Origin of the sequence: Pandoraea soli (genome assembly GCF_902459595.1) — a bacterium.
GTDB lineage: Bacteria > Pseudomonadota > Gammaproteobacteria > Burkholderiales > Burkholderiaceae > Pandoraea > Pandoraea cepalis.
Genome location: NZ_CABPSG010000013.1, coordinates 18,416 through 32,711, shown reverse-complemented (window position 1 = coordinate 32,711; position 14,296 = coordinate 18,416). Strand labels below are relative to the sequence as shown.

Below are 14,296 nucleotides of genomic sequence, written 5' to 3'. Positions count from 1 at the left end.
CAGACGGCAGGTTGAGGTGCGGCGGTATGTTCAACAGGTTATTGCAACGAATTTCACCAATAAACCCGCCAGGATTGATTACACTGATCAAATTTACATAACAATCAACGATTGGATCGACCGTCGCTCACCATGCATCAGCTCGACGCCATGCGCATCTTCGTGCGTGTTACGCAGACCGGCAGCTTCACGCAGGCCGCCGACAGTCTTGGCCTGCCTCGCGCCAGCGTGTCCAACGCCATCAAGCAATTGGAGGCCAAGCTGGGCACGCGCCTGCTGCATCGGACCACACGACGCGTGCAACTCACGCAAGATGGCCAAGCGTGCCTTGAGCGATGCCAGGATTTGCTCGCCGACATGGAAGAGTGGGAGACGATGTTCGTCGCGCGCGACGAAGCGCTGACCGGCCGTCTGCGCGTCGATTTGCCTGCCACGCTCGCGCGTACGACCGTCATTCCGCAACTGCCCGCCTTCTTGGCGCAACATCCGGCCCTGCGCCTGGAACTGTCGAGCACCGACCGGCGTGTCGATCTCGTGCGCGAAGGGTTCGACTGCGTGCTGCGCGTGGGCGCCGTCGCCGATTCAACGCTGATCGCGCGACCGCTCGGCCACATGCGGCAGATCAACGTCGCGAGCCCGGCGTATCTCGCCCGCTACGGCATACCGCGTTCGCTCGACGACCTGCGCTCGCATCGACTGATCCATTACGCGACGACGTTGGGCGCTCGCCCCGTGGGCTGGGAATACTTCGACGGTGAACGCTATGCGCAGTGGCCAATGGAGGGAGTACTGACCGTGAACAATGCCGACGCCTATCAAGCGGCGTGCCTCGCCGGACTTGGGCTGATTCAGGCGCCCGAGAGTGGTGTGCGGGGGCTGTTGTCCGACGGCACGCTGCAAGCCGTACTCCCGGAGTATCAAGCGGAGCCGCTGGCGGTCACCTTGCTGTATGCGAACCGCCGTCACCTGCCCCGGCGCGCCCAGGCGTTCATGAACTGGCTCGCCGACTTGCTGACGCCGCGTCTGACGGAGATTTAATGTTGCGTTGCCATCCGTTGAAGTCGGCGGACAAACGCCCCACGCGACGACCATCGCGACTGTCTACGCCTCACTGACGCGCCCCCCTTCCGATAATCCCCGCTCGACCATCACGACGAGGCGCTGCCCCAACCCGTCGACCTGATCGTCGGGCAGATTGCGCAGCGGACCGTCGATGACCAGCACCGACAACCCATGCACGGCCGCCCAGGCCAGATACTCCGCGCCGGGTCGCTGTGCCGCGTCGATGAGCTTGGCCGCGACCATACCGTCGAGCGCCGCCCCCAGCAGTTCGAACGGGTTGAGACCGCTCGCCCCCGCCTTGGCCGGATCGGCCGCCGAACGCACATTCTCCGACGGAGAAAAGGCCGTTCGAAACAGCCCCGGATGCGCGCGAGCGAAGTGCAGATAACCGATGCCGACAGCACGCAGCCCAGAGCGGGCGCGTGCAACCCTATCGAGCGCCGACGTCTCGCACGCCGCCAACTCATGTTCGATGGCCACCGCCAACTCGGCCAGGGCCGCCGAGCGCACGGCGTCGAGCAAAGCCTGACGGTTCGCGAAGTGCCGATACGCCGCATTCGGCACGACCCCGACGCGGCGCGTTGCCTCGCGCAAGACGACCGCATCCGGCCCGCCCTCGCGTGCCAGCGCAATCCCGGCCTCCAGCAACGCCCGGCGCAGGTCGCCATGTCGATATGTCGTGCGCGCCGGGCCGGCCGTTGTTACCTGTTCAGTCATTACAACCCCTTGTGGACAGTGTCCATTATGTCTGCTATTGTTTGTGTACACTGTCCACAAAGACAAGTTGCGGTGCATCATGTCTCGATGTACCGGGCGGCAGGGGAGTCTCGTCGCCGTTGCCGTCCCCCACCAGAAGTCACTCGCTTTACATCAGGAGGCACTATGGTTGAGACGTATCCCGCACACGGCGACGAAGCCGCCATTCGGGCGATTCATTCGGCATGGCTCGACGCCGTGCGCAGCAAGTCGGTCGGCACACTGCTCGAGCATTACGACCCTGACGTCGTCGTGTTCGACGTGATGCCGCCCACCGAGCATCTCGGCACCGAGGCGTATCGCCGTCTGCTCGAGGGTTGGTTCGGCCACACGGTCGGGCCAATTCATTTCGAAGTCACGCAGTGGCATCTCGTGCACGCCGGCGATCTGGCGTTCAGCCACAGTGTGAATGTGGTTCGCAACACCGGCCCCGACGGACAGATGCACGGCGCCACCGTGCGCGCGACCGTGGGCTATCGCAAGACGCAAGGCCGCTGGCGCGTGGTGCACGAGCACGCGTCGGTACCCATGACGTTCGCACCGTAATCCTTGTCTGCCGGGGCGTCGCCACGCCCCCCCCTTTTCCGAATCGAGAGGAGCGTTCCATGCAAGTCCATTCCTATTTGTTTTTCGAAGGTCGTTGCGAAGAAGCCATTGCGTTCTACGAGAAAGTGCTGGGCGCGAAGCGCGGCATGCTCATGCGCTACGGCGAGAGCCCGGAGCCGTGTCCGTCGGGGATGCTGCCGCCCGGGAGCGAGAACAAGATCATGCATGGCGAATTCACCCTCGGCGATTCGATGGTGATGGCCTCGGACGGCATGGTGAGCGGCAAGCCCAAGTTCGACGGCTTCTCGCTGTCGGTCGACTTCGCCGAAGTGGCCGCGGCCGAGAAGGCCTTCCACGCGCTCGCCGACGGCGGCGAGGTCAACATGCCGCTCGGCGAGACCTTCTTCGCGAAGACGTTCGGCATGATCAAGGATCGCTTCGGCATGAACTGGATGGTGATCGTGCCGAAGGAAATGCCGAAGGGCTGAGGTATCGGCGCGCGCCGGGCGCTTGTCCGGCCGCTCGCTTCGTTGCTGTGGGCGGGTATCGGCGCCGACGACGGCTCCGCTGCCCGCCTTTTTGCGCCCGCGCGGCGTGCCCAACAACTTCTTCACGCCTGTGCTATCGTCGCCGCCATGCCATCCGTGATCTCAATCCAGAATCTGTCGAAGACGTACGCGACGGGTTTCCAGGCGCTCAAGAACATCAATCTGGAAATCCAGCGCGGCGAGATCTTCGCCCTGCTCGGCCCGAACGGCGCCGGCAAAACGACCCTCATCAGCACCATTTGCGGCATCGTGCGTCCGACCTCGGGCACGGTCACTGTCGACGGTCACGATATCGTCACGGACTACCGTGCCGCGCGTGAGGCCATCGGGCTGGTTCCGCAGGAGCTGACCACGGACTCGTTCGAGTCGGTGTGGGCCACTGTCTCGTTCTCGCGCGGCCTGTTCGGCAAGCCCGCGAATCCGGCGCACATCGAAAAGGTGCTGCGCTCGCTCTCGCTGTGGGAGAAGAAGGACAGCCGCATCATGCAGCTCTCGGGCGGCATGAAGCGGCGCGTGCTGATCGCCAAGGCGCTCTCGCACGAGCCGCGCGTGCTGTTCCTCGACGAGCCCACCGCCGGCGTCGACGTGGAGTTGCGCCGCGACATGTGGCGCCTCGTGAACTCGTTGCGCGAGACCGGCGTGACCGTGATCCTCACCACGCACTACATCGAAGAAGCCGAGGAGATGGCCGATCGCGTGGGCATCATCACCGGCGGGCAGATCACGCTCGTGCAGGAGAAGACCGAGCTGATGCGGCACATGGGCAGCAAGCAACTCACGTTGCAACTGACCGAGCCGCTCAGCGCCGTGCCCGAGGCGCTGGCTGCCTACGGCCTCACGCTCGGCGCCAACGGCACCGAACTCGTCTTCGCCTACGACGCCAACATCGAGCAGACGTCCATCGCCACCCTGCTGCGCGACATGGAACGCGCCGGTATCTCGGTGAAGGATCTGCATACGACGCAAAGCTCGCTCGAAGATATCTTCGTCTCGCTCGTGCACAGGAAAGAAGGATGAGCCGCGCCATGAATTTCTACGCCGTCAGGGCGATCTACAACTTCGAGATGGCGCGCACGCGTCGCACGCTGATGCAGAGCATCATCTCGCCGGTCATCTCGACCTCGCTGTACTTCGTGGTGTTCGGTGCGGCCATCGGCTCGCGCATTCCCGAAATCGAGGGCGTGCCTTACGGCGCGTTCATCGTGCCGGGCCTCATCATGCTCTCGCTGCTCACGCAGAGCGTCACGAACGCGTCGTTCGGCATCTATTTCCCGCGCTTCACCGGCACGATCTACGAACTCCTCTCCGCGCCGGTGTCGTATATGGAGATCGTGATCGCCTACGTGGGCGCGGCAGCCACCAAGTCGATCGTGCTCGGGGTGATCATGCTCGGCACGGCCGCGCTGTTCGTGCCGCTGCGCATCGAACATCCGATATGGATGGTGTTGTTCCTGGTGCTCACGGCCGTGACGTTCAGCCTGCTCGGTTTCATCATCGGCATCTGGGCCGACGGCTTCGAGAAACTGCAACTCGTGCCGCTGCTCATCATCACGCCGCTCACCTTTCTCGGCGGTAGCTTCTACTCGACGCACATCCTGCCGCCGTTCTGGCGCACCGTCACGCTGTTCAATCCGGTTGTGTATCTCATCAGCGGTTTTCGCTGGAGCTTCTACGGGCTGGCGGACGTGAGCGTCGGGGTGAGTCTGGGCATGACGCTCGTTTTCCTCGCCGTCTTCCTGAGCATCGTCGCCTGGATGTTCAAGACCGGTTACCGGCTCAAGAGCTGACCCCGCCTGCCGGACGGCGAGCCGTCCGGCGCTGGGCGTGTGCCGTCGCCGCGTCCGTCAGATCGGCGGTGTCTCGAGAAACGCCGGCAGCGCTTCCGCCTGCGCGGAAAAGCTGGCGATTTCCGGAAACTCGGCGGTGAAATCGAGTTCCGGCACCAACAGGTGATGGAACCGCCATGCCACGGCAATCGTCACGCCGTGCTCGCCGATCCGGTCCGGCGTCGCCTCGATCGGCACTTGCGCCAGCTCAACCTCCAGCGCGTGAAAGGCTGCATGCACCTGTTTGCGCACGCGATCGGTCCACGGGACGTGCCGCTTCTCGCTCGGCCGCAGTTCGCGCTCATACACCAGTTGCACCGACTTTTCGCACGCCGCCAAGGCCAGGCCCGTCAGGCGCAATGCGCGCAAACGCTCGGCAGGATCGCTCGGCACAAGCCGCTGCGCCGGATCGACCAGCGTCTCCAGGTATTGCAGGATCAGCGTCGAGTCCATGAGCACCGTGCCGTCGTCGGTCACGAGCGTCGGGGCCTTCACGACCGGATTGATCTCGGCAAACTCGTCAAACGTTCGAAACACGGACAGCGCGTGATGCGCATACGGTAGGCCCAGCAACTTCAGGCAAATCGCCGTGCGGCGCACGTAGGGGGAATCGAGCATTCCGATCAATTGCATGTCTTGCTCCTGAGGACGGCAGTCGCCGCCGGGTCGTGGGGTCTTGCGTAGGCAGAATGGCGGCGGGCGGTGCCCGCATCCGCACAAGCATAGCGGACGTCCGATGCTCCGCAAATCGAATTCGATCACCGCTTTCTGCGAATTTGGCTCACAAGAGACGCGCGCGAGCCTGTCGCGGGCGAGCGCGCCCCATGACGGGTAGAATTGCCCGAATGGCCGACTCGACAAGGAGACGATTCATGAACATCCTGATGGTGCTGACCTCGCACGACCGCCTCGGCGACACGGGCAAGAAAACCGGTTTCTGGCTCGAAGAATTCGCCTCACCGTACTACGTATTCATCGACGAGGGACTGGCGGTCACGCTGGCGTCCCCCGCAGGCGGACAACCGCCGCTCGATCCGAAAAGCGACGAGCCCGATGCCCAGACCGACGCGACGCGACGCTTCCGTGAAGACTCGGTCGCGCAGCAGGCGCTGGCGAATACCCTCCGGCTGGCCGACGTCAAGGTCACCGACTACGACGCCGTCTTTTACCCCGGCGGCCATGGCCCGCTGTGGGATCTCGCGCAAGACCCGAACTCCATCCGTCTGATCGAAGCTTTCGAGCGTGCCGGCAAGCCCATCGGCTTTGTCTGCCATGCGCCGGGGGTGCTGCGTCAGGTGCGCAGCGAGAACGGTGAGCCGCTCGTACGGGGGCGCCACGTCACAGGCTTCACCAACGAGGAGGAGGCCGCCGTCGGTCTCACCGACGTGGTGCCGTTCCTGGTCGAAGACGAACTCAAACGCCTGGGCGGGTTGTATGAGAAGGCCGACAACTGGCAATCGCATGTGGTCGGCGATGGCCGGCTGGTCACGGGCCAGAATCCGGCGTCGTCGGACGAAGCGGCGCGCACAGTGCTCGCCATGATGGAGCCGCGTCTGCCTTCCCTGCCCTCGTCCCTTCCGTGATGCACGAGAGGCGCTCGCATCGTGCCATCTCCACGCGCTGACGCGGCGGCCTCAGTCAGCCCGCATCAGCGCGTTTCCCGCCGGCGCTGCCAATCGGCACGCACCGGTCAGATTTTCTGCGTCTCGTACGGGCCGAGATAATCCGCCTTGCCGACCGCCACGCCTTGCGCGCGCAGAATGTCGTGCGTGGTCGTCACATGAAAATAGAAGTTCGGCAATGCGAACTTCAGCACGTAGTCGACGGCGTCCATCGTCGTCTGATGGTCCTTGAACTTCAGGGTGATCTGTCGCGACTCGGCCCCGTCGAATCGCTCTTCGAGAATGCCGGCGATGAACGCCTCGGTGTTCGCGATGCGATCGCGCAGTTGGTCGAACGTCGTCTCGTTGTCGTCGAACTTCGGCGACTCCACGCCCGTGATTCGCGCGACGGCGAACTTGGCCGTGTCGCTCACGCGCTGCACTTGCGCCACGAAGTCGAGCATGTCGGGGGCTAGCTTCGCCTTGAGAATCGTCGCGGGGTCGAGCGCGTTCGCTTCGCAATGCGCGCGCGCCTTCTGGAGGTAGTCGGCCGTGACGGTCAGGCCACGCAGATAGACCGGAACGGTGGCGCGATAAAGAGAGATCGACATCGGAAGGCTCCTCCAAGTTTGGCATGACGGTGAGCGCACTCGAAGCGTGCGACAAGACATGCTATCAGCCCCGAAACATTCTCGCCGGGCACCCCGAACGGCCCGCGGGAGCGGGAATGCGATCGTCGGCGGGGTCGGCGCCGCACGGTGTCGCCGTGCCGCCGGCCAGCATACGGCGGTGATATGCTTCACTCGCACACCGTGCCTGCCTGCGCTTGCCTCGCATGCCGAACCGGATGCGCAAAACCTGCCATGCAAGTCGACAGAGGAGCTGCCATGGGTGCCCCCCGCCACATCCCCACGCCGACCGAGGCCGCCACCGTTGCGCGCGCGTGGGTGAGCCAATTTGCCAAACCCACGGTCATCGGCATGTCACTCGCCTTCGTGGCGGGCTATATCGACGTCGTGGGCTTCATCGCGTTGTTCGGACTGTTCACCGCGCACGTGACCGGCAACTTCGTGATGATCGGCGTGCAGTTGGTCGCGAGCACCCATGTGGGCGTACTGGCCAAACTGTTGGCACTGCCCGTGTTCGTCATCGTCGTCGCGCTGGTGAAACTCGTGGTGCAGCGCTTCTCGCGAACGGAACGACGGCCGCTGCGGCCGCTGCTCGTGGTGCAAACGTTGCTGCTGCTCGGCTTCATGCTCGTGGGCATGGCGGCACAACCCATCGTCTCGGCCGATGCGCCGCTGGCGATCCTGTCGGGCATGTTCGGCGTGGCCGCCCTCGCGATCCAGAATGCCGTCGGGCGCCTGGTGCTCGCCGATCTGGCCCCGACCACGATCATGACCGGTAACACTACGCAAATCGTGATTGATATCGTCGAGTTGGCGAGCGGTCATTGCAGCGACGACAACGCCGTGCGAGCGCGTCTGCGCAAGATGATTCCCGCCTTGGCGGCGTTCGCTGTCGGGGCCGTTTTCGGCGGCTTCGCGTATCACGGCACGGGGTTCTGGTGCGTGTTGCTGCCAGTGCTGCTGCTCGTGGCGCTGGCGATCGCCAACGAGTGAGCGGTTGACGCTGGCATCACGCGTTTGCCTACGCAGCGCAGCGAATGCGTCCGCGCTTTGGCCGAACGCGGTAAAATCGCATCCTTCAGCCGTGCGCTTCGACGCGCCTCGCACCCTCATCCGCCCATCCCCAAGCACCGATCTCCGCCAGTGACTGCCACCCCCGCCAACCTTCTTTCGACCGAGAACTCCGCCGATAGCGGCGATGCCATCCACGACGCCCGCCTTTGGCGCGACGACGGATGGACGGCCAAGGTCGTCAAGAACGAGGACGACGACGGCTGGGCGGTCGCCATGTACAAGGACGGCGAATCGGAGCCGGCGCTCGTCGGTCCCTGGACCATGGGGCGTGACAAGAAGAATCCGAAGCCGCTCGATGTTGGCGCTTTCCACACGCTGGTGAAAACGGCCGACGAAGTGCTGCGCCGTCACGAACAGCAGTTGCGCGCCCAGTTGCACAAGCGCGTGAGCGTCGACGGCCCCGACGGCGACATCGACGTCACGCTCGACATCGTGCCCGACGACTACGACCCCCACGCTGTGCTGAGCGCTGTCGACCGTTTCGGCGAAACCGTCGCGTCGGTCAAGGTGCCGCCCACGTTCAAGCTCTCGCGCCACAGCGCCCGCGCGTGGGTCGAGAACGACTTCCAGCGCCCCCAGTAAGCGCCCGCTCACTCGCCTCTCGGCGTTTTCGTCGGGCGCTCTATCGGCAGCGGCGACATATCCCATTACGTTGGATACCGGGATTACGGCTCGTCTGGCTGGGTCTTCCAACGCGCTCTATGATGGGCTTCGCCGACGCTCTGCTCGCCACGCGAGCGGGCACTCACACTGCCCCGCGTCGATACATCGCGATGCTCACCGTCAGGAGACCCTATGAAACGCTTTCACATCGCACTCGCCGTGCGCGATCTCGACGCATCCATTCAGGACTATTCGGTCCGTCTCGGCCAGCCGCCAACGGCTGTCGTGCCGGGCGCGTACGCCATGTGGCGTACCGATCTGCTCAACTTCTCGATCAATCAATCGCCGTCACGCGCCGGGGAACTGCGACACGTCGGCTTCGAGGACGACGACGCCCCCGCATACTCGAGCAGTACCGATTGCAACGGCTTGATGTGGGAAGCGTTTTCCGCGAAGGAGCAGGACCAACGCATAGTGAGCACTTACGGGGTAGCGGTGCGTCACGCGTAGCCCTCTGCCCTGCCGTCGGCGTTTTACGGATAATGACGCGGTACGGCAGCGAACTCAACGGAGGCATGACCATGCATTACCTGCTCACTTACGACCTCGTCGACGATTATCTCGAACGGCGGGGTCAGTACCGCGATGCGCATCTGGCGCTCGCATGGCAAGCGGCCGAGCGCGGCGAACTGCTCTTGGCCGGCGCCCTGGAATCCCCCGTCGACACGGCCGCCCTGCTCTTCGAAGGCGACTCGCCGGCCGCGGCGGAAGCGTTTGCGAACGCCGATCCCTACGTAGCCCATGGACTGGTGAAGTCGTGGCGCGTGCGCCCGTGGAAAACGGTGGTGGGGAAGATGGCGAGTTCGCCGGTGCGTTAAGCGCGACGGCCATTGCGTGCGTTCGCGTCTGCGATTGCCGCATCGCATGCCGTGGATGCACGCGCAATCCGCCGCAGAAAAACAAAACGCGCTTGGCGATGAAGCCAAGCGCGTTTGTCGACAACCGATTGAGCGTCGTGCTTTCGGAAAGCTCCGAGAGTCACGCCGGTAAATCTGGCGTCCCCTAGGGGATTCGAACCCCTGTACTCACCGTGAAAGGGTGATGTCCTAGGCCTCTAGACGAAGGGGACATAAAGTCTTCCGTTTTGGTGGAGGTAAGCGGGATCGAACCGCTGACCTCTTGCATGCCATGCAAGCGCTCTCCCAGCTGAGCTATACCCCCGTACGGCGAAGAAGTGAGACTATAGCGCGGTTTTCGAAGGTTGGGAAGCCCCCGCCCCAAAATATTTGGCGCGAACGCGACGTATTGGCGTCCATCCCGATCGGTCATGCCGCTCGCGCTCACTGACTCAGTCCGCGCGCCTCGATGGGCCACAGCCCTTCGACTCGTCCGTGTCGCACCGCGACGTATCGGTCGTAGAGATTGACTGTCGGATCGCAATGCCCCGGCACAAGCAGGATAGGCTCGCCGAGCCAGGGCGCACCGTCCTCGTCGGGCGACGCCAGTTCGAGCACGCCATGTTCGTCCGACGCCGTGCGGTACTGCGGCTGGCCCGCCTGTTGCGACGACCAGAAGCGCGGCAACCCGGAATCGGTCGCCACGCTCTTGAGTCCCGCGTCGCAAACGACGATGCCCGCGCGCGCCGTGCTCATGACCGTCGACGCGAGAAAGAGACCGTGAAGAAAGCGCCAGTCGTCGCGCCATTCCAGCGCGCCATAATGACCGTCGAGAAACACATACGAGCCAGGCTGAATCTCCGTGTACACGCCGCTCTCGATGTCGAACTCGGCCGTGCCGGTTCCGCCGCCGGTCACCACCGGACAGGGGATGCCGCGCGCCTCCAGAAAGCGCACATAAGCCGCCGCGCGATCGGCGGCAAGCCGCGCCGTGTCGCGTCGCGCGTCCCAGCCATCGACATGCTGCGCACTGCCGTGATACGCCTGCAACCCGCCGAAGCGCAGCCCTTCGTAATGATCGATCGCGTCGATCAGGTTGCCCACGGCCTGCGTCGAATCGACACCGCAACGCCCCTGCCCCACATCGACCTCGGGCAACACCGCGATGCGCACACCGGCGCGCTGTGCCGCCTTGCCGAGCGGCGCCACCTGACGCACGTCGTCCACGCACACGGACAGCGTCACGCGCGCGGCCATCGCCACCGCCAGCGCCACACGGGCTTCGCCAACGAACTCGTTGCTGATGTGGATGCTGCCGATGCCCGCGTTGACGAACGGAATCGCCTCGGTGAGCTTCTGACAGCAGATGCCCACCGCGCCCGCCGCCATCTGCGCCTGGGCAATCGTGGCGCACTTGTGCGCCTTGGCATGCGGACGCACCGCCACCCCGCGCGCGGCCGCCGCGCTCGCCATGCGCGCGACGTTCGCGTCGAAGGCGTCGAGATCGAGCAGCAACGATGGCGTTGCCACCTGGGCAAGCGAATCGCCCACACGGGCGACCGGCGGCACCGCAAGACGCCCGGAGGCAGCGTTCGACGAGGCCGACGAGGCCGAAGCCGTATTGTCCGAATCGGGCATCACAATCCTTTGAAGGGCGTTTGCAAAAAATCGGCATTCACGCAGGCAGCGCGCGGTCCAGCACACACGCCACATGAAGCGCTTGCGTGTGCGCTCCATCGTGGATCTGATGCCGGCAACTGGTGCCGTCGGCAACCACAATGGCATTCTCGCCGCGCTGCCTGACCGCCGGCAATAGCGTCAATTCGGACATCGCTCGCGACGTGTCATAGTGCTCGGCCTCGTATCCGAAACTGCCCGCCATGCCGCAGCATGACGATTCGATCGATGATACCTTCAGCCCCGGCACCCATCCAAGCACCGCCGTGACGGGCGAGAACGCGTCGAACGCCTTCTGATGGCAGTGCCCGTGCACCAGGGCTTCGTCCACACCGTCGGGCAGCGCGCGCCAGGCCACGTCGAAGCGGCCCGCCGTCTTCTCACGAACCAGAAATTCCTCAAAGAGAAACGCGTTGTCGGCCAACTTGCGGGCCGCATCGCCAAAGCCGTAGCCCAGCACTTCGTCGCGCAACGACAGTAGGCACGACGGCTCCAAGCCCACGATCGGCACACCGCGCTCGACGAACGGCATCAACGCGTCGAGCAGGCGCCGCGCCTCCGCCTTCGCCTCATCCACGAGCCCCGCCGCGAGGAACGTTCGACCGCAGCATAGCGGCCGCTCGCCCGCCCGCCGATTCACGTGAACGGTGTATCCCGCGGCGTCGAGCACGCGCTTCGCCGCGCGCGCGTTCTCCGGCTCCATGTAGTTGTTGAATGTGTCGACGAACAGCAGCACCTGACGCTGCCCTGCCGAATCCGCCGCGGGCGAGTCCGCCAGCGGCGCCTGATGGTCCAGGAACGAAGCCTTCAGTGCCGGCAGCGAGCGCTCCGGCGCCAGGCCGAGCCAGCGCTTCGCCACGTTGCTGCCCGGCAGCCGCTGCGCCGCATCGAGCAGGCCGCCCACGCGGCTGGCCCATGGGGCGTAGCGCGGGAGATAGGCGATCAACTTGTCGCGCAGCGACACGCCGTGACGCTTGGCCCGCGCGTGACGCGCCTCGATCTTGAAGCGCGCCATGTCGATGCCCGTCGGGCAATCGCGCTTGCAGCCCTTGCACGACACGCACAGATCGAGCGCCGCCTTGACGTCGTCGCTGGCGAGCCCCGCCTCGCCCAATTGCCCCGACACGGCCAGACGCAATGTATTCGCACGTCCGCGCGTGACGTGCTGCTCGTCGCGCGTGACACGGTAGCTCGGACACATCGTGCCGGCGTCGAACTTGCGGCAGTGCCCGTTGTTGTTGCACATCTCGACGGCCGACGCGAGTCCGTGTGTGGCATCGGTGCCGGTGTCGGGCGCCGTCTGCTCGCCGGTCAGCGCGTTGCGCTGTACGTTCCATGCCGTCCAGTCGAGCGCGGGCGCGATCGGTTGGGCGGCGTAGCCCGGTGCGAAGCGAAACAACTCGCGCGTGTCCATCTTCGGTGGACGAACCATCTTGTCCGGGTTGAAGCGATTGTCCGGATCGAACAGTTGCTTGATCTCGCCGAACGCCGCGTTCAGCCGCGGACCGTATTGCCACGCCACCCACTCGCCGCGGCACAGCCCGTCGCCGTGCTCGCCCGAATAGGCGCCCTTGTATTCGCGCACGAGCGCCGCCGCCTCCTCGGCGATGGCACGCATCTTCACGGCGCCGTCACGACGCATGTCCAGGATCGGTCGCACGTGCAGCGTGCCCACGCTCGCATGCGCATACCATGTGCCCTCGGTGCCGTTGCGATGGAACACTTCGGTCAGACGCCGCGTGTACTCGGCAAGATGTTCCAGCGGCACCGCGCAATCTTCGATGAACGACACCGGCTTGCCGTCGCCTTTCATGCTCATCATGATGTTCAGACCCGCTTTGCGCACTTCCCAGAGCGCTTTCTGCGGCCCCGCGTCGGGCATCTTCACCACGACGCCCGGCAACCCCAGATCCGCCATGAGCGTGGCGAGATCGTCGAGCCTGGCGCGCAGCGCGCCAGCGTCGTCTCCCGCGAACTCCACCAACAGAATCGCTTGCGGATCGCCGACGAGCGCCGTCTCGATCACGGGACGGAACGCGGGGTTGTCCCTCGCCAGGTCGATCATCGTGCGGTCGACCAGCTCCACCGCCACCGGCCCCAGCTTGACGATGTGCTGTGTGAGATCCATCGCCTGATAGAACGTGGGGAAGTTCACCACGCCCAGCGTCTTGTGCACCGGCAGCGGCACGAGCTTGAGCGTGATCTGGCGGCTGTACGCCAGCGTGCCTTCCGAGCCGACCAGCAGATGCGACAGGTTGGCGACGCCGTCGTCCGTATAGGCGCGCGGGTTGAGGCAGTCGAACAGATCGAGGTTGTAGCCCGCGACACGCCGCAGCACGCGCGGCACGCGCTCGCGCAATTCCTCGCGCTCGCGCATGGCAATGGCGTGCACGCTCGCGAGTATTGCCTGCGTGCGGGCGTCGGTGGGCGGCGTATGGAGCGCGCCAAAATGCAGTTGCGCGCCGTCGGCCAGCACCGCATCGATGCTCAGCACGTTGTGCACCATGTTGCCGTACTCGAGGGAGCGCGAGCCGCACGAGTTGTTGCCCGTCATGCCGCCGAGGGTGCATTGCGCGGCCGTCGACACGTCCACCGGGAACCACAGGCCGTGCGGCTTGAGCCACGCGTTCAGGTGATCGAGCACGATGCCCGGCTCGACGGTGACCGTGCGCGCCACGGCGTCGAACGCCACCACGCGGCCCAGCCACTTGCTGTTGTCGATGACGAGCGCCTCGCCGATGGTCTGGCCGCACTGGCTCGTGCCCGCACCGCGCGCGAGCACCGGCACGCGCAGGTCACGCGCAATATCCAGCGCGAGGATCAGGTCATCCTGATCGCGCGGCACCACCACGCCGATCGGGAAAATCTGATAGATCGACGCGTCGGTCGCGTAGCGGCCACGGCTCGCGCGATCGAAGCACACGTCGCCGCGCAGCTCGCGACGCAGACGGTCCTGCAACGGCGTGAGTGCGACGCCGCCGCGCTGCATCGGCATCAGAGGCACGGGCTGGCCGACGAGATTCGGATGCGCGTTCGCGCGAGAGTTCGATTGGGAATTCATGACGTTGCGGGTGTTGG

Annotated in this window: 15 protein-coding genes and 2 tRNA genes; 10 read left to right on the top strand and 7 right to left on the bottom strand. The window is 65.0% G+C overall.

The annotated features are described in order from the left end of the window. Window positions 1-132 precede the first annotated feature (132 nt). Window positions 133-1,038, top strand: a complete 906-nt coding sequence (locus PSO31014_RS18880; protein WP_150553019.1) for a LysR family transcriptional regulator — start codon at window positions 133-135, stop codon at window positions 1,036-1,038. A gap of 63 nt (window positions 1,039-1,101) precedes the next feature. Here the strand turns inward: PSO31014_RS18880 and PSO31014_RS18875 are convergent, their stop codons facing one another. Beyond that, window positions 1,102-1,779, bottom strand: a complete 678-nt coding sequence (locus PSO31014_RS18875) for a TetR/AcrR family transcriptional regulator (protein WP_150553018.1) — start codon at window positions 1,777-1,779, stop codon at window positions 1,102-1,104. Window positions 1,780-1,944: 165 nt separating this feature from the next. Between PSO31014_RS18875 and PSO31014_RS18870 the strand changes: the two genes are divergently transcribed. The 4 genes from PSO31014_RS18870 (at window position 1,945) to PSO31014_RS18855 (ending at window position 4,699) form a co-directional block, all read left to right on the top strand. After that, window positions 1,945-2,364: a YybH family protein gene (locus tag PSO31014_RS18870; protein ID WP_150553017.1), complete on the top strand. Its 420-nt coding sequence runs from the start codon at window positions 1,945-1,947 to the stop codon at window positions 2,362-2,364. A 59-nt stretch (window positions 2,365-2,423) separates the two neighbouring features. Next, window positions 2,424-2,852: a VOC family protein gene (locus tag PSO31014_RS18865; RefSeq protein WP_150553016.1), complete on the top strand. Its 429-nt coding sequence runs from the start codon at window positions 2,424-2,426 to the stop codon at window positions 2,850-2,852. Window positions 2,853-2,999: 147 nt separating this feature from the next. Next, window positions 3,000-3,929, top strand: coding sequence for an ABC transporter ATP-binding protein (locus PSO31014_RS18860; protein WP_174976584.1), 930 nt, complete (start codon window positions 3,000-3,002; stop codon window positions 3,927-3,929). An 8-nt stretch (window positions 3,930-3,937) separates the two neighbouring features. Further along, window positions 3,938-4,699, top strand: a complete 762-nt coding sequence (locus PSO31014_RS18855) for an ABC transporter permease (protein ID WP_026132215.1) — start codon at window positions 3,938-3,940, stop codon at window positions 4,697-4,699. 57 nt (window positions 4,700-4,756) lie between these two features. Here the strand turns inward: PSO31014_RS18855 and PSO31014_RS18850 are convergent, their stop codons facing one another. Beyond that, window positions 4,757-5,371 carry a glutathione S-transferase gene (locus PSO31014_RS18850; RefSeq protein WP_150553014.1) on the bottom strand — a complete coding sequence of 205 codons (615 nt, stop codon included), beginning with the start codon at window positions 5,369-5,371 and terminating at the stop codon, window positions 4,757-4,759. 239 nt (window positions 5,372-5,610) lie between these two features. Here PSO31014_RS18850 and PSO31014_RS18845 point away from each other — a divergent pair, with 239 nt between their 5' ends. Then, window positions 5,611-6,321, top strand: coding sequence for a type 1 glutamine amidotransferase domain-containing protein (locus PSO31014_RS18845; protein ID WP_150553013.1), 711 nt, complete (start codon window positions 5,611-5,613; stop codon window positions 6,319-6,321). A 107-nt stretch (window positions 6,322-6,428) separates the two neighbouring features. Here the strand turns inward: PSO31014_RS18845 and PSO31014_RS18840 are convergent, their stop codons facing one another. Next, entirely contained in the window at window positions 6,429-6,950 is a 522-nt protein-coding gene (locus PSO31014_RS18840; protein WP_150553012.1) for a DUF1993 domain-containing protein, read from the bottom strand. Window positions 6,951-7,226: 276 nt separating this feature from the next. Here PSO31014_RS18840 and PSO31014_RS18835 point away from each other — a divergent pair, with 276 nt between their 5' ends. The 4 genes from PSO31014_RS18835 to PSO31014_RS18820 all read left to right on the top strand — a co-directional run bounded on the left by PSO31014_RS18835 (window position 7,227) and on the right by PSO31014_RS18820 (window position 9,523). Next, a complete protein-coding gene (locus PSO31014_RS18835; RefSeq protein ID WP_150553011.1) occupies window positions 7,227-7,961 on the top strand; it encodes a YoaK family protein in 735 nt (244 codons plus the stop codon). A gap of 150 nt (window positions 7,962-8,111) precedes the next feature. Beyond that, window positions 8,112-8,624 carry a hypothetical protein gene (locus PSO31014_RS18830; RefSeq protein ID WP_150553010.1) on the top strand — a complete coding sequence of 171 codons (513 nt, stop codon included), beginning with the start codon at window positions 8,112-8,114 and terminating at the stop codon, window positions 8,622-8,624. A 213-nt stretch (window positions 8,625-8,837) separates the two neighbouring features. Beyond that, window positions 8,838-9,155 carry a VOC family protein gene (locus PSO31014_RS18825; protein ID WP_150553009.1) on the top strand — a complete coding sequence of 106 codons (318 nt, stop codon included), beginning with the start codon at window positions 8,838-8,840 and terminating at the stop codon, window positions 9,153-9,155. A gap of 71 nt (window positions 9,156-9,226) precedes the next feature. Continuing rightward, complete coding sequence (locus PSO31014_RS18820; RefSeq protein WP_130026614.1) at window positions 9,227-9,523, top strand: YciI-like protein; 297 nt, start codon at window positions 9,227-9,229, stop codon at window positions 9,521-9,523. 175 nt (window positions 9,524-9,698) lie between these two features. Here the strand turns inward: PSO31014_RS18820 and PSO31014_RS18815 are convergent. From PSO31014_RS18815 to PSO31014_RS18800, 4 genes are all read right to left on the bottom strand, one after another. Then, window positions 9,699-9,774 (bottom strand) — tRNA-Glu (locus PSO31014_RS18815). Window positions 9,775-9,790: 16 nt separating this feature from the next. Beyond that, window positions 9,791-9,866: transfer RNA gene (locus tag PSO31014_RS18810), tRNA-Ala, on the bottom strand. A 119-nt stretch (window positions 9,867-9,985) separates the two neighbouring features. Beyond that, window positions 9,986-11,179 (bottom strand): DSD1 family PLP-dependent enzyme, encoded by a 1,194-nt coding sequence (locus PSO31014_RS18805; RefSeq protein WP_425494891.1) that lies wholly within the window; start codon window positions 11,177-11,179, stop codon window positions 9,986-9,988. 37 nt (window positions 11,180-11,216) lie between these two features. After that, window positions 11,217-14,213: an FAD-binding and (Fe-S)-binding domain-containing protein gene (locus tag PSO31014_RS18800; RefSeq protein WP_246176833.1), complete on the bottom strand. Its 2,997-nt coding sequence runs from the start codon at window positions 14,211-14,213 to the stop codon at window positions 11,217-11,219. Window positions 14,214-14,296 lie beyond the last annotated feature (83 nt).